Source organism: Gloeotrichia echinulata CP02, from assembly GCA_038087035.1.
GTDB lineage: Bacteria > Cyanobacteriota > Cyanobacteriia > Cyanobacteriales > Nostocaceae > Gloeotrichia > Gloeotrichia echinulata.
In genome coordinates this window covers 192,821-217,011 of sequence record CP051187.1, presented here as the reverse complement: position 1 = coordinate 217,011, position 24,191 = coordinate 192,821, and the positions used below count along the sequence as shown (strand labels likewise).

Below are 24,191 nucleotides of genomic sequence, written 5' to 3'. Positions count from 1 at the left end.
TTTCATTTTAGCGTGCAGCAATTCGGATAATTGCCAAAATTCTCGTCTGTCGGTATGGCATGATCTGTTTCTTGAGATTCTTTAAATGATTCTATGACTCAACCAACAGATTTCCAATTCCGTACTGAACGCGATTCGATGGGCGATCGCCAAATCTCCAGTAGCGCTTATTACGGTATTCAAACCCTACGCGCTATCGAAAATTTCCCTATAAGTGGAATTAAGCCACTAGCTACTTACGTAGATGCTTGTTTATTAATTAAAAAAGCGACAGCAATTGTCAACGGGGAATTAGGTTGCATACCCCAAGATATCAGTCAGGCGATTGTGCAAGCATCTGAAGAAATACTTACAGGACAGTTGCGGGATCAATTTGTCGTCGATGTCTACCAAGCTGGTGCTGGAACCTCTCACCACATGAATGTCAACGAAGTTCTCGCCAATCGCGCCTTAGAAATTCTTGGCGATGTCAAAGGCAATTACCAGCGTGTGAGTCCTAATGACCACGTTAACTATGGGCAGTCTACCAATGATGTGATTCCCACGGCAATACGCATTGGTGGATTATTGGCACTATCAAAGACATTACAGCCAGCGTTAGATCAGGCGATCGCCGTTTTATCCCACAAAGCCATAGAATTCCAAGATATCGTTAAATCTGGCAGAACTCACCTACAAGATGCTGTCCCTGTGCGTTTGGGTGATAATTTCGGCGCCTGGGCACAAATCTTATCAGATCACCAAAACCGCATTTACACCGCCTCTGGGGATTTGATGGTGTTAGGTTTGGGTGGGAGTGCAGCGGGAACAGGATTAAATACTCATAGACAATATCGCGTCCGTGTGGTAGAAGTTCTATCAGAGTTGCTGAACTCTCCCCTGGAACCCGCACCCCACCTCATGGCAGCAATGCAGAGTATGGCACCATTTGTCAATGTTTCTGGTGCTTTACGCAATTTAGCACAGGATTTAGTCAAAATATCCCATGATTTGCGGCTGCTGGATTCGGGTCCGAAAACTGGTTTTAAAGAAATTCAATTACCCCCAGTACAACCAGGCTCCTCAATTATGCCAGGAAAGTATAATCCAGTCATGGCAGAGATGACATCAATGGTGTGCTTTCAAGTCATGGGTTATGACAGTGCGATCGCTCTAGCCGCCCAAGCCGGACAATTGGAACTAAATGTGATGATGCCACTAATTGCTTATAATTTGATTCACAGCATGGAAATTTTGGGTAATACCATCGCCGCCCTGACTCAAAGCTGCATCAAAGGCATTACAGCTAACAAGGAACGTTGTTTGGCTTACGCTGAAGGCAGTTTAGCATTAGTAACCGCACTCAATCCCCACATCGGTTATCTCAATGCTGCGGCTGTAGCTAAGGAATCCTTAGAAACAGGCAAATCTTTGCGTCAAATTGTCCTAGAACGAGGATTAATGACACAAACCCAATTAGCCACAGTGTTAAATCTCGAACAGATGTGTGGTATCTCACCCCTCAGATCAGAATAGGGCAACATGGATTAAAAAGATAGTAGGAAGATAAAAGAAATTATTTTTCTTCTATCTTTACCCAGTCTGGGCATAGACTGTTGGGTTAGGTAATGTAAGACAGGTTATGCCTGCAATTGCTGTTTGACCCCAAAATCCCACGCATAATATAAGTGGGAGTATGTCAATATTGGTCATTTATTTCCATGCAGACTCAAACACCATCTGTCAGTTTAATCCGGGCTACTTCTTACGAGCGCGAGGCTTTACGGGAATCTTTAGTCACCTTGCTAGAACCTTTTGGCGGGATAGCAGCTTTTGTCAAGAAAGGCGATAGGGTTTTGCTCAAACCGAATCTGCTCACAGGGTCTCGTCCTGGTAAAGAGTGTACCACCCGCCCCGAACTAGTTTACGAAGTAGCCCAGATGGTTCTTGAAGTTGGCGGTCAGCCATTTTTGGGCGATAGTCCAGCTTTTGGTAGTGCTAAGGGAGTCGCGATCGCCAGTGGCTATCAACCTGTTTTAGAAGCACTCAATCTACCAATTATCGATTTTCATGGGAAGCGTTACGAAACTATCAGCGAAAATTTTAACCACCTGCGTCTGTCGAAAGAAGCGATGGAAGCCGATGTGGTAATTAATTTACCTAAAGTAAAATCCCATATGCAGCTGACATTAACCCTGGGAGTAAAAAACCTTTTTGGTTGCGTCCCCGGTAAAATGAAAGCTTGGTGGCACCTAGAAGCGGGGAAAGATGCGAACCGTTTTGGTGAAATGTTGGTAGAAACAGCTAGGGCAATTAACCCCAACTTAACGATTTTAGATGGGATCATTGGTCATGAAGGGAATGGCCCTAGTGGTGGAGAACCTCGTAAATTAGGAATTTTAGCAGCAGCATCCGATGTATTTGCCTTAGATCGGGCAATGGTGGAAATCCTCAATGTCTCACCCGATCAAGTACCCACACTTGCAGCTTCTCAAAGATTAGGAGTTTGTCCTGAATTATCTGCCATCCAATTTCCTATTTTAGCACCTGATTTACTCAAAATAGAAGATTGGCGACTACCAGATAAATTAATCCCCATCGATTTTGCTATGCCCCGTGTGATTAAATCGACATTTAGACATCTTTACATTCGGTTTATCAAAGAACCAATGACGGCTTATGGTAAACGTTAATAAATCAGTGAACGGTTTACCGTTGACAGTTAACTGTTAACAGATACCCATTGCGATAGATCACCAGGTTGAAAATTAAACCATAAAAACTGATCAGGGAAGTCGAAAATATCAAAACAATCATTTGAGGTAGTTAACAGTCAACCCTCAACTGCCAAATTGGCTACAACAATTAAAAAATTAGCCAAGTAAGCTGAAACTACCCTCCGATTGCTTAACTAAACCGCCCTAGTGGCGGTTTTTTTAATTAGTTAAGTTGTTATAAGATTTCGTAGATAGCAGTTTCCAGTTCTGTTAAACGCTGTTTCACCCCTATACAGATTTTGAATGGGATATGGGTAAACCATTAACAATAGCCTATGGATCAGGCATTTTTACTCTACCTATATATAGATTGACAAAATAGAAGTCCTATTAATCAGCCCGCATAATCTCAATTTAGCCAGATTTTTTTTAGTGCTATCACTGAATAAATAGTTCTAATTTAAGTTATGCTTCTGTATTTGTTCGGTGTAGATAGCTTGTAAAAAAAATCAATCTTCCCCATTGTTGTCAAGTATCAAACAGCTTTGGTGTAACTACGGCTAAATAAATAACAACCGTAGCTGTATTTAAGTGTAATCTCGGTTTTTTTCCTGTATAAATAACTATTAAATATCATAAAATGACCTTACCAAAAGCCTTGTCGGATGTTATGATTAGAAAAAATATCCCAAAAAAATTTCAAACTAATGCAGGCAGTTGATAAAAAATGTAACTTATAATGCTGGCATGTCCAATCATGCTTAACGGTAAAATTACACCGTACAATAAGAAATCAGACCATATTGATCACATAGCAAGGCATGAAATATTTTTGTGTTACTTTGTATCAATATCCTTGAGTATAAAAAGGCTGTTATGACACTTGAAAAACTGGATGAGATCCTGAAGTGCTACACAGTTTACACTCAAAAAATAGCTAGAATATAAACAATACTCTCGTCAAGAGAGTAGACCCACAAGTGACGTGACGAACTGCAATTTTTGTATGAATTCAAATAGCCAGTCTGCCAACTCTGCCGATACATATTCCCATCGTTTGGCAGACATCGTGGGAACTGCGATCGCTCTGTTAACTCTGACTTTACCCGTGTTTGTCATTGCCAACTATTCTTCAAGTAATGTAACGAATAACCAACAACCCCTGACCTATAAACTACCAAGAAGTGAAAATTAGTCAAAACCCGCCAGTAATATAACGCTAGCAGCAGATGCCAAAATAAGGGGTGAAAGATGGCTGACAACATCTGCACAAGAAACATCCCCCAAGGTGATGACTGTAACCACAAAATATGCTGTGGTAAATGGAAATTAACGGTTGACAAATAAGCTTAAAGCACAAAATGCCCATCTGTGTGGGCGTTAAATACCTCGACATACCTATTTTCTTGAGGATTTCCAGATTTAAATGTGACGTTCGCTCTTAGCGTTCCCGCAGGGTAGGTAGCAATCGCAAACCTATAGCAATCCGTGTAGGATTTAGAAGCTATTTAGGAACGTTGGAACTTTGTTTGTAGTTGCGCTTTAGCGCTCTTAATTGTCTCGGCGCTAAACCCGCATTTCTCACAAGTCCCACGCTTGCACTCATCATAATCCTTGCCCAGGAAATGTTTCAGGCATTTTTGACAGATGATGTTTTGATTTGTGTGAAAAACCGCAATCTAGATTTTATCAGGCTTTGAGAATTGTGGTGAGAAATCAGGGTAAAGCGCAACTACGAACAATCCATCAAAACTTATTACGTAACTTGGGCTATATCTGACAAAACCCCTATGTAGTAGGCATTACCCAGCCTACAGATACTTATATTTTTTCAAAAATCAAATATGATTCCTATATATTTAACAGCGGTGAAATGAATAGCTTGGGAAGAAGTGCATCTTGGCCCTAAAATTCTACACGGGGAGCCAAATTGACAGCGCCCATCATTCACCATTAACCGAGGAATTGTTTGTGAACTTATCGCTTATACCACCCCAACCTAAACCCGGTCTCATCAGCGTTCTGATTGAAATTCCGGGTGGAAGTAAAAACAAATATGAATATGACAAGGAATTGGAAGCCTTTGCCCTAGACCGAGTACTTTATTCTTCGGTACAATATCCATACGATTACGGCTTTGTACCCAATACCCTAGCTGATGATGGCGATCCCCTAGATGGTATGGTGCTAATAGACGAGCCGACCTTTCCTGGTTGTGTTATCGCCGCCAGACCAATTGGCTTTTTAGAGATGATTGACGGTGGCGATCGCGACGAAAAAATTCTGGCTGTCCCTGACAAAGATCCACGCTACGCCCAAGTAAAATCCCTCAAAGATATACCAGCACACCGCTTGGATGAAATTGCCGAATTTTTCCGTAGTTATAAAAATTTGGAAAAAAAGGTAACTGAAATACTCGGTTGGCAAGATGCTGATAAAGTAAAAGCCCTAGTAGAAAAGTCCATCCTCGCCTACGGTAAAGGTTAATCGGGAGAGTTGTCAGGAGTCAGGAGTGAGGAGTTATGAGTTATAAGTGAGGAGTTATTTTTAACTCCCAAATCCTAACTCTCGACTCCTAACTCCCAACTCCTAACTCTCGACTTCTAACTGCTAACTCCTAACTTCCCCCAACGAAATGCAGCGTACTCTCCTTTTAGCAAAAATTCACAACTGTACCCTCACGGGAGCAAATATCAACTACGTGGGAAGTATTAGCATCGATCAAATCTTATTGGAAGCATCTGGTATCTTACCGTATGAACAGGTGCAAGTAGTGAATAATGCCAATGGACAACGCTTCATTACTTATGCAATCCCCGCCACAGCCAACTCAGGAGTAATTGAGCTAAATGGAGCCGCAGCACGTCTAGGCATTATTGGCGATCGCTTGATTATAATGACTTACGGGCAGTTCACATCGGAAGAGTTAAAAAATTACTCGCCTACGGTCGTGATTGTAGACGAAAAAAACCGACTATTGGAAGTGCGGCACTACGATGACCTGCTCGGTAAGGTCTAATTTCAAGAAAAATGTCAAATTTTGCGCTGTCGGATTCCGAGATTTACTTACGTGAAAAGCAAACTACTCAGCCGAGTAATCCAGCCCAGGAGTTTCTCGTGAAATTCTGGGGTGTTAGGGGTTTGATTCCCACCCCAGGCTGCAATACCAACCGCTATGGTGGTAACACTGGTTGTGTAGAGATGTCTGTAGCGGGTAAACACTTGATTTTTGATGGCGGGACTGGCTTACGTGTCTTGGGGAAAAATTGGCAACAACGGCAAAAACCTATAGAAGCCCATTTATTTTTTACCAATTCCCAATCAAATCGTATCCAAGGGTTTCCTTTTTTTGCGCCTGCATTTATTGCCCAAAATAGTTTTCATATTTACGGTACAGCTGCGTCGAATAGCGCGTCTATTAAACAATGTCTCTGTGACCAAATGCTGCAGCCGCACTTTCCTTATCCTTTACAGGTGATGCAGTCTTATTTGCAATTCTACAATCTGAGTCCCGATAGCGAGGTAAAGTTAGGTGATGTGACGGTGACAACGGCATTAATTGATCAAAATCAGCGGTCTGTTGGTTATCGAGTCACCTGGCAGGGATATAATGTTGCCTATGTGACGGATTTGCACAAGAATAGTGAACAATTAGACCGAGAGAGGATTTTACAAATTATTCAAGGGGTGGATTTGCTGATTGCCAATGCTACCTACAATCCCCCAACGGCTTATAACCATGAATTTACAGATTTACACTGGCAAACTGCTGTAGACTTGGCTAATAATGCTGGTGTGCAACGGTTGGTCATTTCTCATCACCACCCCGATGACAACGATGATTTTCTCGACCAAGTGCAAGTCGCAGTTAAATCTGTCTTTCCTCAAGCATTACTCGCTCATGAAGGTTTAATTATCACTTTGTCACTCCAATAACAAGCTACAGAAACTCAGCAATTCTATTCACAGCGGTTTCTAACACCGAAGGTTCATGGACTAAAGCAAAGCGAACGTAACCTTCGCCAGATTTGCCAAAGCCAGCACCACCAGAAGCAGCCACTCCGGTTTTTTCGACTAGCTGGGTACAAAATTCGATAGAATTATGACTCCAAGGTGAGGGCAATTTTGCCCAGATGTACATTGTCGCTTTGGGAGTGGGAACGTACCAGCCAATGCGGTGTAAAGCGGTGATGAAGGCGTCGCGACGTTGGCGGAAGGTAGTAACAGCAGCTTGTACGCCGGACTCAGGACCAGTTAAAGCGGCGATCGCCCCATTCAAAATTCCCCGATACTGATTAAAATCAACGGCGGTTTTTACCTGACGTAGGGCTTTAATTAACTGGGCATTGCCAATAGCATAGCCAATGCGGAAGCCGCCCATATTATAGGATTTGGAAAGGGTAAAAAATTCAATCGAGACGCTTTTATCTGGGTCAGCTTGCAGAATCGAGGGGACTAGGGATGGGGATGGGGGAATGGGGGAAAAATCTCCCCTTAGACAGTCCCCAGCCTCGGGAAATACCAAATCTACATAGGGGAAATCGTGAACTAGGACGATATTGTGTTGCTGACAAAAAGCCACAGCTTCTTTGAAGAAAGATAAAGGAGCGATCGCAGCGGTGGGATTGTGCGGATAGCTTAAAACCATCATCCGCGATTGTGCCAAAATAGGGGCAGGAATATCAGCCAATACAGGCAAAAAATCATTTTCTGGACGTAATGGCATCGGATAAATTTGACCACTAGCTAAGTAGACTCCCCCAGAATGGGAGGGGTAGCCCGGATCGAGTAACAGGGCAAAATCCCCTGGATTGAGTAATGCTAGGGGCAAATGGGCTGTACCTTCCTGGGAACCAATCAGGGGTAAAACCTCAGTTTCCGGATCGACCTTGATCCCAAATTTTTGTTCGTACCAATTGGCTGCGGCTTGACGAAACCCAAGAGTTGCGTGAAACAGCAAGTAACCGTGGGTACTGCGATCTTGGAGAGACTGTGCGATCGCCTCAATCACATGTACCTCGGTTGGTAAATCAGAAGACCCCAAAGACAGATCAATTATCTGTCTACCAGCAGCCAAAGCAGTGGCTTTGGCATTATCCATTACAGCAAATACATTCGATTGCAGGGGTTCTAAACGTTTTGCAAATTGCATATTGTCGATACTCCCCACGGCTATAAGCCGGGGGATTCTTGAAGAGTCCACAAACGAACTTTTAATGGTGCTATCAAAGACACCCTAGACGCTCATAACAACCACCACGGAAGTGCTGCAATTGCGCTTACTTTTCTTTTTTCGTTTTCTGAGTCCATCACAACGCCAGTTAGGTACGCTCAACATCCTGCCATTATTTGCCCTTTAACTATTCCAAATCAAGTTGGATATGTCCGTTGCCGGGATTGCTCCGTACTAGGATGAATCAACGCGCAGATGGTTGTTCTTACTCACAAGCTCTTCAATTATACCACTGTGGACCAAGCCACACAATCGTTTCACGGAACTTAAAAGTTCCTACCGACTTATCCCCATGTCTAAAGCCAGGGGCTTGCGTCTCGCTTTTTGGTCAAAAGTCAAGAGTCAGGAGTCAGGAGTCAAGAGTCAGTTTTTATCGACTATAGACTATTGACTAATTACTATTTAAGTGCATATCTAGAATGCTGACTAATTTCTCTTTATTGATCACTCCCTCAATTGATAGTAAAAGTTTCTCGCCTTGAATTAGTCTGAACGCGGGGACACCTTCCACCTGGTACTGCTTAACAGTCACTGGGTTAGGGTCAATTTCGATTTTAACGACTTTGAGGCGATCTCTGTATGTGGTGGCAGCTAAGTTAATTACTGGCGACATCAATTGACAAGGCCCACACCAGGAAGCCCAAAAGTAAAGCAATACTGGCAGATCGGCGTTTAAAACTTCGGTTTCAAACTCCGCATCAGTTATGGTGATTACACCCTTACTCATTGCAGTCTCCATCCGTTGGCATCGATCAAAGTTGGCACACAGAATACTCTATCCCAAACTGAGTGTCACTGGGGATTGGGAATTGGGGATTGTACTTCTGGTGCAGACGCTACGCGTAGCTTGCTTCCACGTAGTGGTACGGCTCCGCTCTGTTACCAGGGATTGGGGATTGGGAATTGGGGATTGGCGATTGGGGATTGGGGATTGCACTTCTGGTGCAGACGCTACGCGTAGCTTGCTTCCACGTAGTGGTACGGCTCCGCTCTGTTACCAGGGATTGGGGATTGGGAATTGGGGATTGGCGATTGGGGGAGCAATGACCAATGACAAATGACCAATGACAAATGACCAATGACAAATGACAAATGACAAATGACCAATGACAATAAATAATACAAAATCCCACAACCAAAAGGCGTGGGACTAGCTGAAATAATTTGTAGGCAAATTTTATAATTGATCCAATTGCTTACGCAGAGCTTCCAATTCTGAATCAACTGGTTCAGTAGGTTTGGGAGGTGCGGTTGATTGTTGGGGTGGTAGTTGGAGTTGATTGGGTGGAGTAGCGGGTGCTAGTGAGGCTTTCAAAGCTGCCAATTCATCATCAACATCGCTACTACCTTCCAACTGTGCAAATTGACTTTCTAAATCAGCACTTGCCAACTCTCCTGCTGACTGGGCGCGGGCTTCTTGCATGAGGACTTTTTCTTCCATCCGCTCAAAAGCCGCCATTGCACTACTGGTATTCATCCCACTGACCATGCTTTGGAGTTGCTCTTGAGCTTTGGCGGTAGTAATCCGCGCTTTGAGCATTTCTTTTTTGGTCTTCGCCTCAGAAATCTTGCTTTCAAGCTGGATTAAGTTGCGCTTGAGGGTTTCTACCTGAACGTTTTGTTGATCCAGGCTAGCTTTTAGAGCATTGCCTGTTTCAGTATAAGTCTTTTTCCGCTCTAAAGCTTGTCTGGCTAAGTTTTCATCGCCTTTTTGCAGTGCTAACTGGGCATTGCGTTGCCACTTATTGATTTCATTTTGGGCATCGTTATACTGTTTTTCCGTGCGTTTTTGGGCAGCGATCGCTTGAGCAACGCCCTGACGCAGCTGTACCAAGTCTTCCTGCATTTCCAGGATAGCTTGCTCTAGCATCTTTTCAGGGTCTTCCGCTTTATTTACTAGATCGTTGAGGTTAGCACTGACTACTCGCTTAATGCGATCGAATAATCCCATAACTTTGTTTTTCCTTTTGTAGTTTATGCGCTGTGTTGGACAGTTTGCTTTTTTACCGAAAGTTTGCGTCTAGAGCCGCCGTTCTTCTAGGACGGCTTTTTGGTAAAATAGTGGCAACAGGGAGGGCATTGTCTGTCGTTGCTCAGTGATGTAAGACGGGCTATGCCTGCTATTGCTGTTTGAATCCAGAATCCCTGAACTTTCAGATCAGGGAGTATGTCAATATTTTATAGCTACCTATTTCAATGTAATCTTTCCGGTTGGAACAGTACCTCGCAAGACCCCTTAATTGTTAAGATATAGTTCCAAATCACATAGTCAAACATAGTCAGACTTATGCAATTTAGCTTTAAGCAACTCTACTTTCAGCATGGACACGCTTAAATAGTGGAGTTATCCGCCTTGGATGTACTACCAGACACCCCCTATCCCTTAGAATAGACTGGAGACAGTCAAATCCTTCAGGATTACTTTTTCTGCCGATGTTGTACCCTGCGTTCACGTCAGCATGAATCTTCAAACCATTTTTACTGATATACCACGCACGTTTGACACGTTTTCCTGAGAATACATGCTTGATCTTGTTGTTAGGTTGATAAGTTGGGATGATGTCCCAATCAATCGCTGAAGCCTTACTTGTGTAAGATTCTTCTGCTACCTTAACGGTAATACCGACTCTAACTAATTTGTAAGTCAGTATCTCGATAAATTTAGCATGTGGTATTTGAATAAAGCTTTGGTTTGTACGTTTACCTAAATTAAGACGTGTTTTCCATTGTTCGTTTTTCCCGATTGAGACGTGAGTTACACCAAGAGATAGAAGTTGATCCACAATCATTTTTGTGGATTGATGCAAATATGAATCTATAAATTGATTACGGTTGCGGACGATATTTGCGATTCGCCTTGATTTAGCTTTACCATGAGGCAGAAAACCTCGAAACTTGGCAACCTGCTTGTTATAAAACTGGTTGGCTGATTTCAATGGTTTACCATTTACAATAATTGGTTGTATTGCTAGATCATTGAAAACAATCGTCGCTAGATTATCTAAACCAATATCTATCGCCGCATTCAGTTCAGGATTCAAACTACAAAAAAACTCTGACAACTCGGTAATTTCATAGACTATTTCGATAACGAAGCATCCAGTTTTTGGGATAATTCGTACCTCACACAAGTCCTCAAACTTTAGTCCAGGCTTTACTGGAATCCTGATTGGCGACATTGATGGGATAATGAAACCTTTATTAAATTCTCTTTTACCAATTGCTTGATTATTGAATTTCACTAAGTTTTTATCATCAACATAATTAGGTGGTTTTGGTCTACCAGTGAACTTAGTTGGTTCAACTTTGTAAGCCACTAATGCTTTGTAGTAAGCAATCCACGCATCTGCATTCTGCTTCAAAACGAGTTGCGCTACTTTTGCGCTTATTGCTTTGTAGTTCTCATTTTGTTTGAATAAACTATCTAAGCTAGCTTGTGATTGAGTTCCCCATCCGTAGAAAAAACCTTGACGCTGAGTGAATTGAGCAGTGTTGTAAAGCTGCCGAGAAATAGTGGTAATGTCACTACAATAATCAAACCAGTCATGTCCTTCTTTGATTATGTGCTTTTCTACTTGACGCATATTTATACTGAGCGTAGTCAAAGTATTGATCAACTTTGGCAATGAAATTAGTATATCATTCAAGATACAGTAAGATATGCTTGACTAGAAAACTTAATCAATCTGTTGGAGAATTTAAGGCTTCTACAATTTTTTCGGTTTTGCGCTTTGCCCTGATATCTTTTTCGGGTCGTCATCAACAATTACCGTACCCGTGGGAAGTTGCTCTGTTGGATATGGTATTTTACCTGCTTTGTCATGTCGCCAAGCGGTAAGGTACGAAATCCCCAAGGTTTTAGCATAATCAGATAATTTCATTAGGACTGTCTTTTAGACTATATCTGACTATGCTAGACTATATTTTGTTTAAAGTTTTATCATACTTCAACCTCCGTAATTGACCAATCTTCAATCATCTTAACTTTTGGGTAACTGCTGTTGGCTATGGGTATTTTTCATTGCTGCTAGTTCGGCATCAATATCATGAGTAGATTCTAGGGAAGTAATGCGTTGTTGCAAGTTGTCGCCACTAAGTTGAGCCATAGCTTCTGATTTAGCTTCGATTTGCAAGACTTTTGCTTCCATGCGCTCAAAGGCATTTAAGCTGCTGGTGGGAGAAACTTCACTCAGCAGTTCCTGGAGTCTAAAAGACGCCTCGGCTGAACGCGCACGGGCTATATACATATCCTTTTTGGTTTTCGCCTCGGCTATTTTTAACTCTAGGGTTCGCATATCCTTTTTTAGTTTAGTCACCAATTCCTGTTGCTCGTCGATCTGGTGAAAGAGGGCGGTGGCAGTTTCTTGGTAAACTCGGCGTTTAGTCAGAGCTTCCCGTGCTAGAGTTTCATTCCCTTGTTGCAATGCCAGTTGGGCGCGACGATACCATTCTTCTGCGGTAGACTGTCCAAGGGTCGCCTGCCGTTGGGTGCGTTTTTGGATAGCGATCGCTTGTGCTACTCCTCGCCGCAATTGCAACAGATTTTCTTGCATTTCCAAGACGGTCTTTTCCAGAATCTTTTCTGGATCTTCCGTACTGGCGATTAAACTATTGACATTAGCGCGAATCACCCGCACAATACGCTTCATAACTTCCATGTCGGCTCTGCTACTCCATTCACCGGTAACTAGGCAGGGTTTGTTATATATCTTTCCCCATTATCGCCTAGATTTTTGAGTACTGCTGATTTACAGGCAATGGGGCATGGGGCATGGGCAATAGTAGTTCAAACTGACAACTGACAACTTACTGCTGCTGAATTCGTGCTTTAATTCCCTTTGCCTGTAACTGTTGTATCTGCTGCAATGCTTCCTGTTTAGTTTTAAAAGCACCAAGATAAATCAATTTGTTATCTAGTGATAAATAAGCATCGGGAATGATTTGGCGTGCCGAGGAGAAAGCGCGATCGCCTTGATTATCCACCACTATATGATACAACCCATCGCCCGCTGGTTTAATTTGTGCATTTGGCTGGGATTGGGCTGGCTCTGGCGCTTTTTGAGCATCACTTGTCGTTGGTGTTGCGGGCACATTTAGCGAAGCGACCGGTGGTATCTGCGGAGCGACCGGTGGTATCTTTGGTACTGGTTTGAGAGTATTTAGATTTAGCGGTGGTTCGATAGCAGCTGGGTTGGGTAATGCAGTGGGGGATGGTTGAACTTTCGGTTTTAAGCCCACCACATCATTTGGATTTCTGACCTCTGGAAACTCTTTGGCGGCTAGGTTGGGATATTTGGGTATTGGTGTGAGTTCTTGCTGTGGTTGAGGTGATAAATTATTCTGAGGCTTGTCAGTATTATTGGCAGGTGTAGACGAGTTACTGTTGAACAATTTGGCGATATTCAACTGTGACAAAATTTTGGGATTGAACATAAAGTAACCCAAGCTGAGACTCGCCACTAATAGCAGCAACATCGAACCCACACCCAAGGGTGATAGCAGGCTGTCATGAGAATTGCTTGGCTGACTCGTTGACGGTGGTTCGTCTGTCAAACTTCGCAGCAGTGCTTCACTAGATTCCAAATAGTCCTCTGGTTGTTTCGGGCTGTCATCTGACGGCGAGGAATTGTCAGTTTTGGTAACTTTAATCTCCGCAGGCACTATGCTGCTGGTAGGGTCGGGCGAAGATGCTGGAGTTTCTGTGTTGGTTGACGGGGAAGATAATTCGAGATTATCCCATGCTTCAGCCTTTACCGTCGCTGGCGCTGGTTCCCCTTGAGGAGTATGGGGTGGAGATACAGGCGGTGCATTGGTTGTGATTTCTGGTGCTAATGGCTGAGTTTTCTCCGATGTAGTAGTGATAGCAGTTAAAGGCGGCGATGGACTGCTGATCTGATTCCCCAGGCGGGATTGGTTCAGTGTTCTGGCACTATTACGTGTGCGTCGGTATCGGGCTAACTCTTGATCTAGCTGTACTTCTAAACTCGCCAGTGCAGCGGCTAGTGGTGGCTTCAATCCAGATGTTTTAGACGATTGAGCGCCGGATTCTATCAGGGGGTTTTGACTCATTGCCTCTGGGCCTCAAACCTAGGTTGCTGGATTAACTTGGGATATATTTGTGCCAATATTAGCGAAAATTATCTAAAGCAACACCAAAAAATCAAAACAACCACTTCAAGTGGATCATAGTTGAGGGTTGACGGTTGACCCTTGACATTTGACCCTAAAAGATCAATCCCGGAACTTAGCTCAATTTTGACATTTGTTTGGCAAGATGTCTTTGAAATCTGTTAATGATATTTTAATTATTCTGGAACAGCAGGCTAAATGGCAGGAGCAACCCTTTCAACGCTTACTCCTGTGTTGGCAAGAGGTTGTTGGCCCAGTGGTGGCTACTCATGCTCGACCATTATCGATTCAGCGTGATGTTTTGCGGGTAGCAACTTCTAGTGCTGCTTGGGCACAAAATTTGACTTTTGGACGCCAGAGCCTGCTGGTAAAGTTGAATGCCAAGCTACCTACGCCTTTGGTGGATATTCGCTTTTCTGGTGCCGGTTGGCAAACTCCACTAGAGAAGGAACAGCAGGAACTCCCGCTTTTGCCGAGTCACCATCCTAGTTATCTGGGTGATGTGAGTAATTCCCCACCTGAAAATTCACCGAATACTGAGAACGCCAACGCTGCTTTTGAGAATTGGGCTAAAGCAATACAAGTGCGATCGCATGGTTTACCCCTTTGTCCCCAGTGTCAATGTCCCACACCACCAGGGGAACTCCAGCGGTGGCGTGTTTGTTCTCCCTGTGCCGCCAAGCAGTTGCGTTGACGGTTGACCCAGGGCAAATTATTCCTGTGTTCTCATAGACAAAATAGCGAAATCAACCTATAAAGGTATATCTTAAGGGACAAATTAAAAATACCGCCAAATCTAAAGCTTGAGATTTAATCTTGATCCCTAATGCTTTTTATCGCAAAGCGATATGTATCCACTCTAGTCAACGTTTAAAAATATAACAACAATATAAAAACATCATAAAGTTTATTTATGCCTGGGGATCGCTACAAGCCATATAAAATAATGGGTTTCTGGCTGTAATCAGTATTTGTATCTAGATGCAAAATATAAATACATAAATTCGCCCTCAATACAAATCAAAGATGAACCCAGATGAAACCCATTAAATTTTTGACATCAGCCTGTCGCTATTGTCGTCATTACCAGCCAGAGGGTCGCCGTGGTGGAATGTGCCAGCAGTTGGGAGCGCCAGTTCAAGCTAGTTGGAAGGCTTGCTCTTTGGCACTACCACCTTTTGCACCTTCTTGGGAAAATTGGCAAGAAGCTTGGAATTTACTGGATACAAGACCAGTTATAGTTTCTTCTGTGTCCCTAGTTTCTGATTTAGACAATACTGCTTTTGTTCCTGTGGAAGAAACAGTTACCCAGACTTCCGAGCAGACACAACCAGAGACAGTGTGTATTTAGAAAACTTTAAACAAAATATATTCACATATAGCTGTTTTTTGGCTATAATCCCTACTGAGAGCAGTAAAAAGCCACCATCAACTGATTAAGAAGACTTTAAAATTTTCGATGCTGTAAAGTTTTGTATCTTGAAAAATCGCGCCTGTTCACAAGGTGCGATTTTTGCAATTTTAAGGTAGCCAAGGGAAATCGCGAAAATTTGGTGGACGCTTTTCGAGAAAGGCTTGTTTACCCTCCGCTCCCTCTTCTGTCATGTAATAAAGTAAAGTAGCGTTGCCGGCAAGTTCTTGTAAACCAGCTTGTCCGTCACAATCGGCGTTGAATGCTGCTTTGAGACAGCGAATCGCGATCGGACTTTTTTCTAAAATTTCCTGTGCCCATTGAATACCTTCGGCTTCCAGTTTTTCTACTGGCACAACACAATTAACTAAGCCCATTTCTTGTGCTTGTTGGGCATCATATTGACGACAAAGAAACCAAATTTCTCGCGCTTTTTTTTGTCCGACGATGCGGGCGAGATAACTGGCGCCAAAACCACCGTCAAAACTGCCAACTTTCGGACCTGTTTGTCCAAAAATGGCATTATCGGCGGCGATGGTGAGGTCACAAATTAAATGTAAAACATGACCACCACCAATGGCATACCCAGCTACCAAAGCAATTACCACCTTTGGCATGGAGCGAATCAGGCGTTGCAAGTCTAGCACGTTTAAGCGGGGGGTACCGTCGTCATCAACATAACCCGCGTGTCCCCGCACGCTTTGATCCCCACCAGAACAAAAGGCATATTTTCCATCAGTATGTGGTCCTGCTCCCGTAAACAGTACGACGCCTATAGTCGTATCTTCACGGACATCACAAAAAGCATTGTAAAGTTCAAATACAGTTTTGGGGCGGAAAGCATTACGTTTGTGGGGGCGATTGATGGTAATTTTAGCGATTCCATCAGTTTTTTGATACAGAATATCTTCGTAAGTTTTGACAGTTTGCCAGTCGATTTGCATGGGAATGAAATACGCTGTTATGCTTGAGAATTTTATCGCGGACTTAGGGACAAAGGATTGTTAAGATTGGTGTCGTGAAATATTACAATCACTTAACAGTTGATTTTGTGTGGAGCAATAACAATGCGGCGCATTGACGACGGCACAATTCAAGCCAGTTTTCAAAAGTGGCTATTTGTTGATTGGTTGGTCGTAGACGGTACTGGTAGACTAGGCGCATTTTTATCTAATCTTTTTCTGGTTCAAATAAATCAGCCAAATTTTCAACCGTGGATCTTGTGATTTTGCAAAGTTTGATGGTTTGCCTTAAGGTCAGTCGCGGAGCATGAACTCCGCGCTCCCAGTTGGAAACAGTTTGATCAGTAACGCCTACTGCCTCTGCTATTTGTCTTTGAGTGAGTCCTAGTGACTCTCTTAAGGCAGTCCACGGATGTAATCCTTTCTTATGGATTCGATTAGGTACGCCTCGTAATTGATTTAGCGGTGGGTCAAAATATTCAATTAATGCTCTTTCGACTTGCAGCAGCAAACTAGTGTCAACCGATAAATAAGCAATCTTTACATCCTCCATACCCAACAAAAGTGAGTAGCGATGATGGTTAATCCATCGCAAAGCCGGATTACTTGACTGCCCAATGTATTGAATTATCCCTTTTGAATCGATAGCAAAGTAAATACAGGGTGTTGTGGGTAAATGCGATCGCTCTTTTAGTGAAACTGAAGGCAGGGCAAAGGGATTAACGCTAGAGGGATTAATCGTCGTTTCCATCTTTCTCAACCCATTCAATAATTTCATTTACAGAGACTTTGTAGGTAGAGATGATGCGGTCAAATACTTCTCCTGACGGGAACTGAGAAGGATTGTTTTTAAGTGAGTAAACGGTATTTTTGGTGATACCTGTGTCTTCAGCGAAACGATAAGCACTAACACCTAATCGTTTTATAAGAGAATCAATTTTATTTTTCATAGGCATAACCAGAATGGTACACTACAGTATATAACAAATTGATTTGTAATAGCAATATTGACTTGTTACAAACTAACTTGTTATATTACTGTATAGAGAAAGCGGTCACGCATGGAAAACGAACCGCTTCTCTATCCAAAAAATTGGTAATAGCATTATGTCGAAAATTAAGTTCAAAACGCAAGCGAGTATTGCTCTTGCAATATCAATCACGTTTTCAAGTTCAAATTTTTCACGCCCAGTCCATGCAAATCCTGCAATACTTGCACCTGCTGCATTTTGTGCTGGTACAGCAGGTATTGGTTGCATACTGGTTGGAGTTGCTGTTGTGGGTGGTGTTACTTACTATGTTTGGCGTGCTAGCAACGGCAGACATTATGCGTCTGATGCATCTGGTAATGTCAACAATTCTGAAAGATTAGTTGGAACCAAGAAACCGTCACCACTACAAAGTCGAGCCATTTCTGGAATCGAAGCAGCAAAAAGAGGGAATGCACATTGGGTTGCAAGTGATAATCCACAACTTTGTTACAAGATGGCAAAAAAATATGGATGGAGGGTCAAAGAACATCCTCCAGCAGAAGGTGGAGGTAGGTGGTGCATATTTAATGGAGAGCAAACAAGCTTTGGCGGAGGAGATGATTAATGCAATTGAGCGAATTTAAAGAATGCATGGAAAATGGCTCTTTGATAATCTTTATGTCGCTAGATGGAATAATTGTTTCCTCTGACGATCCTTTAATTGGACAAGAAAATTGTTCTATTGTCCTAAAAAGTGAAACAGATTTTCAAACATCTAGAAAGTACCCAAAACCTGGGGATAGGTTAGACAATTATCATGTCAACAGAGAAACGGGTGCTTGGTACACAACACCTTCCCACTGGGTTGTTTGGCGAGTCGAAGTTTTTAATTCTGCTGATGAAAACCAAGTAATGCGCGAAGTAGTAATTGCTTGGTGTAAGAAAGAAACTGTCACACAAAGCTAGACTTTTTCAGTAATTAATTTGCCTGCGAAACGCAGGCTTTTTTATGACTTATGTTACTGCTCAAACCGAAGTAGTCGAAGCTGGGCGATTCTTGCTGGAAAAAGCAATAATATCCGCTGCAAATTCCCCTAAATTATCCTTTCGCCATTTCGCATCGACTTTCCTATTTGTCCTTACCTCTAAAACCCGAATTCCCTGATTTGGCAGCGGGTTTAATCTTTGCTGTAACTGCTCCCAAGATATAATTAATTCATGCTCTACACCATAGGTAGCGCATAATTGAGCAAAATCAATATCTTGAGGTGTACCAAAAAATTCTTCAAATGGCGGGTCAAATTTGGCAATGGGTAACATTTCAAAAATCCCGCCGCCGTTGTTATTAATTAACAAAATTGTTAGGTGTCCAACAAACTTATTTCTGATTAAAAATCCATTGGTATCATGCAACAGGGCTAAATCTCCTGTCAACATTACACTACTTTGATGACGGTGGGCAATTCCTAAAGCTGTGGATAATGTACCATCAATCCCATTTGCACCACGGTTAAAATGCGATCGCACACCTAAATTATTCGGTTTCCAGAAAAATTCTACATCCCGCACGGGCATACTGTTGGAGATAAATAACGGCGTTCCCGGTGGTAGTGTCACAGAAAGCAACCAAGCAGCTTTACTTTCAAATAACTCTTCCATTGTCCCCATTTTTTGGTCAATAGCAGCCCTAACTTGAGCTTCAGCGCTACACCACATTTGCAAATATTCACAAGTTGAGGAAGAAAATTCTCTACTTGCGCCCCATCCCCCCATTTTTTCTACCGCAATTCGTAGATGAATTGTCCTCCCATGTAAAGGGTCGAGATTTTGGTAACTAGGGTCAATTATCCAGCGTTGCGGTTGGGTGGTATCTATCCAGGTACGCAGTTCTTTACTTGTAGGCAGATCACCTACTTGAATTACCATTTTAGCTGCTAGCTGTTTTGCTAGCTGGGGATTTCGCAAAATTAGGTCATAGGTGGAAATTATATAGGGGTTGAGGTGGGCATAATTTCTTACGGGGGAAAGTCCCTCTGCGAGTACGGGCCATTTGAGGGTTTGGGAAAGTTGGGCGATCGCTCTACAATATTCCTGTGGTTGTTGCGGTTGGGCTACACCGGCGATGATGATTCCTTGGTCAGATTGTAACCATTCTTGGGGATTGGGGATTGGGGAAGGTGGGGACTCCTCTGGGGATAAGGGGTAATGGGGATTGGGGAATGAGGTTGTGTTTCCGATTCCAGCAAAGAATTCTTCTGGGTCAAATTGGGACTGCAATATTTGTAAAGATGTTTGATCAAATGTCTCTGGGTGGGGAATGGGGGCGAGGGGGTCACGAAAGGGTATATTCAGATGTACTGGCCCTTGGATGGGATTTAAGCAACGCTCCCAGCTATGAATTACTGTTTGCCGCAAATAAGCTAGCATTCCCATGTTTGGGGAGGGTAAGGCTATTTCTGTTTGCCAGTTTGGGTAACTACTATACAATTTCAACTGATCTATTGTTTGTCCAGAGTGACAATCTCGCAGTTCTGGTGGTCTATCGGCGGTTAATACTAATAGGGGTACGCGACTTTCTTTGGCTTCAATGACTGCTGGGTAAAAATTCGCTCCTGCTGTCCCAGAGGTGCAAAGGAGTACGACTGGGCGTCCTGTGGCTTTAGCTTGTCCCAAGGCGAAAAAGGCGGCGGAGCGTTCATCTAGAATGGAAATGGCTTCAATATCGGGTTTTTGCTGGGAAAACGCGACTGCTAGGGGTGTGGAACGTGAACCTGGACAAATTACAGCACAGGTCAATCCTAGGCGCTTGAGTGTTTCGGTGAAGATATCAGCCCAAAGTTGATTAATATTTGTAAAGGCGATCGGCATCAAAGCAAACTACATTACTAGACAATTTTAAATTTTAGATTTTGTATATGGCAATTCACTTTAATATCTGAAATGCAAAATTCGTGCTGATAGGTTTATGGACTCGATTAATTTAACGGGAATTCGCTGCTATGGCTATGTTGGGTATCTGCCAGAGGAACAAGTGCTAGGACAATGGTTTGAGGTGGATGTGAAGTTATGGCTGGATATCTCTATGGCGGCTTACACTGACGCCATTGAAGACACTATAGATTACCGCCACATTATTAGCCTAGTGCAACACCTAGTCAAGACATCCAAGTTTGCTTTGGTGGAACGGTTAGCCGGGGCGATCGCTGAATCTATTCTACAACAGAGCGATCGCGTCACACAAGTTCAAGTCACAGTCAGCAAACCCGCTGCACCCATTCCTGATTTTGACGGCAAAATTAGCATTGAATTGACTAGAACTAAGTAGGGGCGCAAGGCCTTGCGCCCCTACTACAAGGCCTTGCGCCCCTACTCTAAAATACTTTATACAAGTAATAATATTTTGAATTAACTATTATACACAAGCGATTCATCGCTTTTGAACTCAAAAACCATTTGATAGCAAGTTTATCTTTATACTAAATTTCTGTAAGTTTATCAGTTTTAAAATTAATAAAATACATTCACATTTTTGAACTAATGCAACAAAAACTGTATCAAAGATACAAAGAGATTAACAATTAAATTCCCTGGATGATTGCCACAGGGTAGATTGATGGTATCGCTGTTCTACGGTATGAGTTAATTGGTAATTTTATTAACATAAATAATCGCCGAGAATTTTAAGTGAATTCCGCAGTCACTTGTGCTTTTTATGAATATCAAATTAGTAAAATCTGGAAAATAAATTTTTCATCTCAGGGATTTGTATGGCAATTTACATTTTTTATTTGAAAATTGTCTTTTTAACCGGATTGTAACTGGATCAGTAGATAAAATATATGATAATTAATAACTAATCACGTTTTTAGTCAGGTAGCTACACCGATATTTTAGAGATTGATTATCATAAGATTATTGATTTTCAGATTGAGTTGAGACTGGAAATAACATTGGAACGTTAGTAGACAGGTCATTCTAACATGTTCGCCCACAAAATCATGGTTATTGAGGATGAAAAACTCCTAGCCTTAGACATAAGAAAAAGTTTACAAAAGTTAGGCTGTTCTGTTACAGAAATTACTGATTTTGGTGAAGATACTATAAAAAAAGTAGCAGAAATCCACCCAGATTTAGTATTAATTGATATCTGCGTAACTGGAGAAATTAATGGTATGCACTTGGTAGACATTATCCAGAAAGATTTCCACGTACCCGTTTTATATTTAACGGAGTATTCAGAATATTTAAATTTAGATAAAAAGCAACTCAGTGAGCCGTTTAGTTACATCCTCAAGCCATGTGCGGAAAAAGACTTGCGTGTTGCTATTGAGATGGCACTTTACAAGCACCAAATCGCCCAGACATATCAAGCAGAAAAACAGAGACTGACAACTATTCTTAATAGTATGGGCTGTGGAGTGGTAGTCACATCTACCAATGGCCATATCCAAATGATGAATCCCATCGCCGAAGCGCTGACCGGTTGGCAACAACATGAAGCATTGGGTAAAGACTTAGCAGAAGTTGTCAGGCTGATTGACAAAGATATGGATGAAGAAGTTAAAAATTTAACCACAAGGGCAATGGAAACGGGTAAAGTTTTGAATCTACCGCAAAACTGTACACTGATTGCCAAAGATGGTAACAAAATACCAATTGGGGATAGTGTTGCACCTATCCGCGATAATCATGGTAATATGACTGGAGCGGTATTAGTTTTTCAAGACATTACTCAGCGCAAGGAGATAGAAGCCAAATTGCTGCGTAATGCATGTTATGATGGACTGACTAAATTACCCAATCGAGTTTTATTTCTAGATCGGCTCAGACAAGCAATTGAACGTAGCAAACGACGCATCGATTATCGTTTTGCCGTTTTGTTTTTGGATTTAGATGGCTTTAAGGGAATTAATGATCGCTTTGGTCATGGAGTTGGCGATGATTTTTTAGTAGAAATTGCCCAACGCTTAGAGTCTAGCTTACGCAGTGGCGATACTGTCGCCCGATTTGGCGGTGACGAATTTGCAGTCCTTTTAGAGGATATCAAAGACGTTACAGATGCTACCAATGTTGCCAAACGCATTCAAGAAAATCTCGGGTTACCACTTATCCTCAATGAACATCAAATATTTCCCACAGCTAGCATTGGTATTGCTTTGAGTGGCCGTGATTCTGAGGAACCACAAAATCTGCTGCGCGATGCTGATATCGCCATGTACCGTGCGAAACGTCAAGGAAAGGCTCGTTATGGTATATTTTATTAAGCTAGATAGCTCAAAGTAATTACCAGTAACTTTTTTATAATTCCAAATCTCAAATCTCAAATCCCAAATGCTATTAGTTCCCTCTTGTCTGTTAAAGATACTTTTAAAACAACCTACCAAGCGTATGAGGCTATGAATAGTCTGAGAAGTTGAACAACCCTACCTTGCCTTCTCTACGAGACGCTGCGCGAACGGCTGAAGGTGGGGATTCTGTGTTTATGAGCTTGTTCAATTAGCTGCTGTACTTTTAGTTGTAAATCATGGTAAGGGCACAGCATTGCTGTTACCCTACCCATAGTCAAAATTGCTGTAAGTTAAAACTTGTAACCCCTAGAGAGCCAATATTGCCAGTCTGCGAGTGCTTCTTTGGTATCCTCATCGGCATCAATTTGTTCTATTTCCGATAGTTTGGCAGTAAATATATCTTCATCTTTACCACCTGGATAACCCACTTCTACAAACATATCTTTTAAGCACTCATCATCTGGAGCCATTCCCAGAACTTCAACTTCTTTCTCTTCGACGGTCGATGATTTGCGTGACTTCTTTTTCCACTTAGCCAGAAAGGGAAAGTTCAGAGAATCGTCGAGGTAGTAGTACCAACCCATCGCCCGTTCCTCTTTGTCCTCGGCATCAACAAGGATCTCTGTTTTAATGCGATGCTCTCTGATGTCGTCAGCTTCAACACTAGGCATAAGATAAAAGCTTGATTAAGATGCATTTTGAAATATGGTATAATTCTAAATCACTCCCGTCAAGTATAGTCAGACATTTGCAATTTAGGTTTAAGCTACCTAATTTTGCAACTTTATACCATAAATAGGTGAATTTTTGTCACAGTTCTAGTTTTCACTCTGGTTCATCATCTTCGAGTAATATGGTGTTGAGGAGATTTAACTCACTAGATGCCATAAAATAGCGATAGCTAAACACGGTTTCTAATTGATTACAATCAATATCTTGTTCTTGTTTTGGGGTGACAAAGACGGTACTACAATCAGGATGATTGAGGTTTTCAATTCCATCAATCACCACAGCACTATCAATAGGGCGAGGTTTCCAGCATTTTTGTTTGACTTGTTCTTCATACCAATTGGATGCTGAATTAATTAAATCAGCATTGGTGGTCATGGTCAAAATACCACTGGGTTTTCCGTTGTTTCTGGCAAGTTTTTTGGTGACATCTCGATTAATTACTACTCGCGGACTGACATACAAAAACATGAAACCTTGGGATTGTTGCTGGAGAAATTTTATTACAGCGGTGGTTTTACCAATTCCCGGATTTCCTTCTAGGGCAATAACATTAATTTTACCAACTTGGGCTGAATTTAGTCCAGCTATAACTGCGGTTGTGTGGATTGTTCGCAGGGGAATTTTTGGTTGATCTGGAATTTGTTGATTGAGAGTTTCTGTAAACTGAGATTGAGGATTACCACCAAAAAATTCCCTGAGTGCGTCTGTTTCTTCAATAGCCGCAATTGCTTCATCCCGTGAAATTTCTTGCATGGAGTTGTAGAATCCC

At 42.2% G+C, this 24,191-nt stretch carries 26 protein-coding genes; 13 read left to right on the top strand and 13 right to left on the bottom strand.

The window, feature by feature from the left end:
• The first annotated feature begins 93 nt into the window (after positions 1-93).
• The 6 genes from HEQ19_00930 (at position 94) to HEQ19_00905 (ending at position 6,632) form a co-directional block, all read left to right on the top strand.
• Complete coding sequence (locus HEQ19_00930; GenBank protein ID WYL98300.1) at positions 94-1,515, top strand: aspartate ammonia-lyase; 1,422 nt, start codon at positions 94-96, stop codon at positions 1,513-1,515.
• Positions 1,516-1,700: 185 nt separating this feature from the next.
• The gene (locus HEQ19_00925) at positions 1,701-2,672 is read left to right on the top strand and encodes a DUF362 domain-containing protein (protein WYL98299.1); all 972 of its coding nucleotides are present in this window, start codon (positions 1,701-1,703) and stop codon (positions 2,670-2,672) included.
• 1,030 nt (positions 2,673-3,702) lie between these two features.
• The gene (locus tag HEQ19_00920) at positions 3,703-3,891 is read left to right on the top strand and encodes a hypothetical protein (protein ID WYL98298.1); all 189 of its coding nucleotides are present in this window, start codon (positions 3,703-3,705) and stop codon (positions 3,889-3,891) included.
• 776 nt (positions 3,892-4,667) lie between these two features.
• Positions 4,668-5,183 (top strand): inorganic diphosphatase, encoded by a 516-nt coding sequence (locus HEQ19_00915; protein WYL98297.1) that lies wholly within the window; start codon positions 4,668-4,670, stop codon positions 5,181-5,183.
• A 148-nt stretch (positions 5,184-5,331) separates the two neighbouring features.
• Positions 5,332-5,715, top strand: coding sequence for an aspartate 1-decarboxylase (panD, locus tag HEQ19_00910; protein ID WYL98296.1), 384 nt, complete (start codon positions 5,332-5,334; stop codon positions 5,713-5,715).
• Between the two features lie 11 nt (positions 5,716-5,726).
• The gene (locus tag HEQ19_00905) at positions 5,727-6,632 is read left to right on the top strand and encodes an MBL fold metallo-hydrolase (GenBank protein ID WYL98295.1); all 906 of its coding nucleotides are present in this window, start codon (positions 5,727-5,729) and stop codon (positions 6,630-6,632) included.
• A 4-nt stretch (positions 6,633-6,636) separates the two neighbouring features.
• Here HEQ19_00905 and HEQ19_00900 read toward each other — a convergent pair whose 3' ends face one another.
• Complete coding sequence (locus tag HEQ19_00900; GenBank protein ID WYL98294.1) at positions 6,637-7,848, bottom strand: LL-diaminopimelate aminotransferase; 1,212 nt, start codon at positions 7,846-7,848, stop codon at positions 6,637-6,639.
• Between the two features lie 472 nt (positions 7,849-8,320).
• Positions 8,321-8,656 (bottom strand): thioredoxin family protein, encoded by a 336-nt coding sequence (locus tag HEQ19_00895; GenBank protein WYL98293.1) that lies wholly within the window; start codon positions 8,654-8,656, stop codon positions 8,321-8,323.
• A gap of 31 nt (positions 8,657-8,687) precedes the next feature.
• Here HEQ19_00895 and HEQ19_00890 point away from each other — a divergent pair, with 31 nt between their 5' ends.
• A complete protein-coding gene (locus HEQ19_00890; protein ID WYL98292.1) occupies positions 8,688-8,990 on the top strand; it encodes a hypothetical protein in 303 nt (100 codons plus the stop codon).
• Between the two features lie 116 nt (positions 8,991-9,106).
• On the opposite strand, the gene HEQ19_00885 is transcribed toward HEQ19_00890, so the two are convergent.
• From HEQ19_00885 to HEQ19_00865, 5 genes are all read right to left on the bottom strand, one after another.
• Positions 9,107-9,880 carry a PspA/IM30 family protein gene (locus HEQ19_00885; GenBank protein WYL98291.1) on the bottom strand — a complete coding sequence of 258 codons (774 nt, stop codon included), beginning with the start codon at positions 9,878-9,880 and terminating at the stop codon, positions 9,107-9,109.
• A gap of 349 nt (positions 9,881-10,229) precedes the next feature.
• Positions 10,230-11,513, bottom strand: a complete 1,284-nt coding sequence (locus HEQ19_00880; protein WYL98290.1) for a transposase — start codon at positions 11,511-11,513, stop codon at positions 10,230-10,232.
• A 123-nt stretch (positions 11,514-11,636) separates the two neighbouring features.
• Positions 11,637-11,810, bottom strand: a complete 174-nt coding sequence (locus HEQ19_00875; GenBank protein ID WYL98289.1) for a hypothetical protein — start codon at positions 11,808-11,810, stop codon at positions 11,637-11,639.
• 99 nt (positions 11,811-11,909) lie between these two features.
• A complete protein-coding gene (locus HEQ19_00870; protein WYL98288.1) occupies positions 11,910-12,587 on the bottom strand; it encodes a PspA/IM30 family protein in 678 nt (225 codons plus the stop codon).
• Positions 12,588-12,735: 148 nt separating this feature from the next.
• Positions 12,736-13,998, bottom strand: a complete 1,263-nt coding sequence (locus HEQ19_00865) for a hypothetical protein (GenBank protein WYL98287.1) — start codon at positions 13,996-13,998, stop codon at positions 12,736-12,738.
• 205 nt (positions 13,999-14,203) lie between these two features.
• On the opposite strand from HEQ19_00865, the gene HEQ19_00860 reads away from it, so the two are divergent.
• Together HEQ19_00860 and HEQ19_00855 are read left to right on the top strand one after the other, a co-directional pair.
• The gene (locus HEQ19_00860; protein WYL98286.1) at positions 14,204-14,752 is read left to right on the top strand and encodes a DciA family protein; all 549 of its coding nucleotides are present in this window, start codon (positions 14,204-14,206) and stop codon (positions 14,750-14,752) included.
• A gap of 342 nt (positions 14,753-15,094) precedes the next feature.
• Positions 15,095-15,409 carry a hypothetical protein gene (locus HEQ19_00855; GenBank protein WYL98285.1) on the top strand — a complete coding sequence of 105 codons (315 nt, stop codon included), beginning with the start codon at positions 15,095-15,097 and terminating at the stop codon, positions 15,407-15,409.
• 170 nt (positions 15,410-15,579) lie between these two features.
• Here the strand turns inward: HEQ19_00855 and menB are convergent, their stop codons facing one another.
• The 3 genes from menB to HEQ19_00835 form a co-directional block, all read right to left on the bottom strand.
• Complete coding sequence (menB, locus tag HEQ19_00850; GenBank protein ID WYL98284.1) at positions 15,580-16,413, bottom strand: 1,4-dihydroxy-2-naphthoyl-CoA synthase; 834 nt, start codon at positions 16,411-16,413, stop codon at positions 15,580-15,582.
• 226 nt (positions 16,414-16,639) lie between these two features.
• The gene (locus tag HEQ19_30585; GenBank protein ID WZI67083.1) at positions 16,640-17,182 is read right to left on the bottom strand and encodes a helix-turn-helix domain-containing protein; all 543 of its coding nucleotides are present in this window, start codon (positions 17,180-17,182) and stop codon (positions 16,640-16,642) included.
• Entirely contained in the window at positions 17,166-17,381 is a 216-nt protein-coding gene (locus HEQ19_00835) for a helix-turn-helix transcriptional regulator (GenBank protein ID WYL98283.1), read from the bottom strand. The genes HEQ19_30585 and HEQ19_00835 overlap by 17 nt, the downstream gene beginning before the upstream one ends.
• A gap of 157 nt (positions 17,382-17,538) precedes the next feature.
• Here HEQ19_00835 and HEQ19_00830 point away from each other — a divergent pair, with 157 nt between their 5' ends.
• Positions 17,539-18,027, top strand: coding sequence for a hypothetical protein (locus HEQ19_00830; GenBank protein WYL98282.1), 489 nt, complete (start codon positions 17,539-17,541; stop codon positions 18,025-18,027).
• On the top strand, positions 18,027-18,368 hold the full coding sequence (locus tag HEQ19_00825) for a hypothetical protein (GenBank protein ID WYL98281.1): 342 nt from the start codon (positions 18,027-18,029) through the stop codon (positions 18,366-18,368). The genes HEQ19_00830 and HEQ19_00825 overlap by 1 nt, the downstream gene beginning before the upstream one ends.
• Before the next feature lie 60 nt (positions 18,369-18,428).
• On the opposite strand, the gene menD is transcribed toward HEQ19_00825, so the two are convergent.
• Positions 18,429-20,270, bottom strand: a complete 1,842-nt coding sequence (gene menD, locus HEQ19_00820) for a 2-succinyl-5-enolpyruvyl-6-hydroxy-3-cyclohexene-1-carboxylic-acid synthase (GenBank protein ID WYL98280.1) — start codon at positions 20,268-20,270, stop codon at positions 18,429-18,431.
• 97 nt (positions 20,271-20,367) lie between these two features.
• On the opposite strand from menD, the gene folB reads away from it, so the two are divergent.
• Complete coding sequence (gene folB, locus HEQ19_00815) at positions 20,368-20,727, top strand: dihydroneopterin aldolase (GenBank protein ID WYL98279.1); 360 nt, start codon at positions 20,368-20,370, stop codon at positions 20,725-20,727.
• 655 nt (positions 20,728-21,382) lie between these two features.
• A complete protein-coding gene (locus tag HEQ19_00810; GenBank protein ID WYL98278.1) occupies positions 21,383-22,666 on the top strand; it encodes a diguanylate cyclase in 1,284 nt (427 codons plus the stop codon).
• Between the two features lie 314 nt (positions 22,667-22,980).
• On the opposite strand, the gene HEQ19_00805 is transcribed toward HEQ19_00810, so the two are convergent.
• The gene (locus HEQ19_00805; GenBank protein ID WYL98277.1) at positions 22,981-23,361 is read right to left on the bottom strand and encodes a calcium-binding protein; all 381 of its coding nucleotides are present in this window, start codon (positions 23,359-23,361) and stop codon (positions 22,981-22,983) included.
• A gap of 154 nt (positions 23,362-23,515) precedes the next feature.
• Complete coding sequence (locus HEQ19_00800; GenBank protein ID WYL98276.1) at positions 23,516-24,175, bottom strand: hypothetical protein; 660 nt, start codon at positions 24,173-24,175, stop codon at positions 23,516-23,518.
• Positions 24,176-24,191: the final 16 nt, after the last annotated feature.

Bases quoted from the DNA above. Each gene is read 5' to 3' on its own strand.
- HEQ19_00930 (WYL98300.1), top strand. From the start codon at position 94: ATGACTCAACCAACAGATTTCCAATTCCGTACTGAACGCGATTCGATG.
- HEQ19_00925 (WYL98299.1), top strand. From the start codon at position 1,701: ATGCAGACTCAAACACCATCTGTCAGTTTAATCCGGGCTACTTCTTAC.
- HEQ19_00920 (WYL98298.1), top strand. From the start codon at position 3,703: ATGAATTCAAATAGCCAGTCTGCCAACTCTGCCGATACATATTCCCAT.
- panD (WYL98296.1), top strand. From the start codon at position 5,332: ATGCAGCGTACTCTCCTTTTAGCAAAAATTCACAACTGTACCCTCACG.
- HEQ19_00905 (WYL98295.1), top strand. From the start codon at position 5,727: ATGTCAAATTTTGCGCTGTCGGATTCCGAGATTTACTTACGTGAAAAG.
- HEQ19_00900 (WYL98294.1), bottom strand. From the start codon at position 7,848: ATGCAATTTGCAAAACGTTTAGAACCCCTGCAATCGAATGTATTTGCT.
- HEQ19_00895 (WYL98293.1), bottom strand. From the start codon at position 8,656: ATGAGTAAGGGTGTAATCACCATAACTGATGCGGAGTTTGAAACCGAA.
- HEQ19_00885 (WYL98291.1), bottom strand. From the start codon at position 9,880: ATGGGATTATTCGATCGCATTAAGCGAGTAGTCAGTGCTAACCTCAAC.
- HEQ19_00880 (WYL98290.1), bottom strand. From the start codon at position 11,513: ATGCGTCAAGTAGAAAAGCACATAATCAAAGAAGGACATGACTGGTTT.
- HEQ19_00875 (WYL98289.1), bottom strand. From the start codon at position 11,810: ATGAAATTATCTGATTATGCTAAAACCTTGGGGATTTCGTACCTTACC.
- HEQ19_00870 (WYL98288.1), bottom strand. From the start codon at position 12,587: ATGGAAGTTATGAAGCGTATTGTGCGGGTGATTCGCGCTAATGTCAAT.
- HEQ19_00865 (WYL98287.1), bottom strand. From the start codon at position 13,998: ATGAGTCAAAACCCCCTGATAGAATCCGGCGCTCAATCGTCTAAAACA.
- HEQ19_00860 (WYL98286.1), top strand. From the start codon at position 14,204: ATGTCTTTGAAATCTGTTAATGATATTTTAATTATTCTGGAACAGCAG.
- HEQ19_00855 (WYL98285.1), top strand. From the start codon at position 15,095: ATGAAACCCATTAAATTTTTGACATCAGCCTGTCGCTATTGTCGTCAT.
- menB (WYL98284.1), bottom strand. From the start codon at position 16,413: ATGCAAATCGACTGGCAAACTGTCAAAACTTACGAAGATATTCTGTAT.
- HEQ19_30585 (WZI67083.1), bottom strand. From the start codon at position 17,182: ATGGAAACGACGATTAATCCCTCTAGCGTTAATCCCTTTGCCCTGCCT.
- HEQ19_00835 (WYL98283.1), bottom strand. From the start codon at position 17,381: ATGAAAAATAAAATTGATTCTCTTATAAAACGATTAGGTGTTAGTGCT.
- HEQ19_00830 (WYL98282.1), top strand. From the start codon at position 17,539: ATGTCGAAAATTAAGTTCAAAACGCAAGCGAGTATTGCTCTTGCAATA.
- HEQ19_00825 (WYL98281.1), top strand. From the start codon at position 18,027: ATGCAATTGAGCGAATTTAAAGAATGCATGGAAAATGGCTCTTTGATA.
- menD (WYL98280.1), bottom strand. From the start codon at position 20,270: ATGCCGATCGCCTTTACAAATATTAATCAACTTTGGGCTGATATCTTC.
- folB (WYL98279.1), top strand. From the start codon at position 20,368: ATGGACTCGATTAATTTAACGGGAATTCGCTGCTATGGCTATGTTGGG.
- HEQ19_00810 (WYL98278.1), top strand. From the start codon at position 21,383: ATGTTCGCCCACAAAATCATGGTTATTGAGGATGAAAAACTCCTAGCC.
- HEQ19_00805 (WYL98277.1), bottom strand. From the start codon at position 23,361: ATGCCTAGTGTTGAAGCTGACGACATCAGAGAGCATCGCATTAAAACA.
- HEQ19_00800 (WYL98276.1), bottom strand. From the start codon at position 24,175: ATGCAAGAAATTTCACGGGATGAAGCAATTGCGGCTATTGAAGAAACA.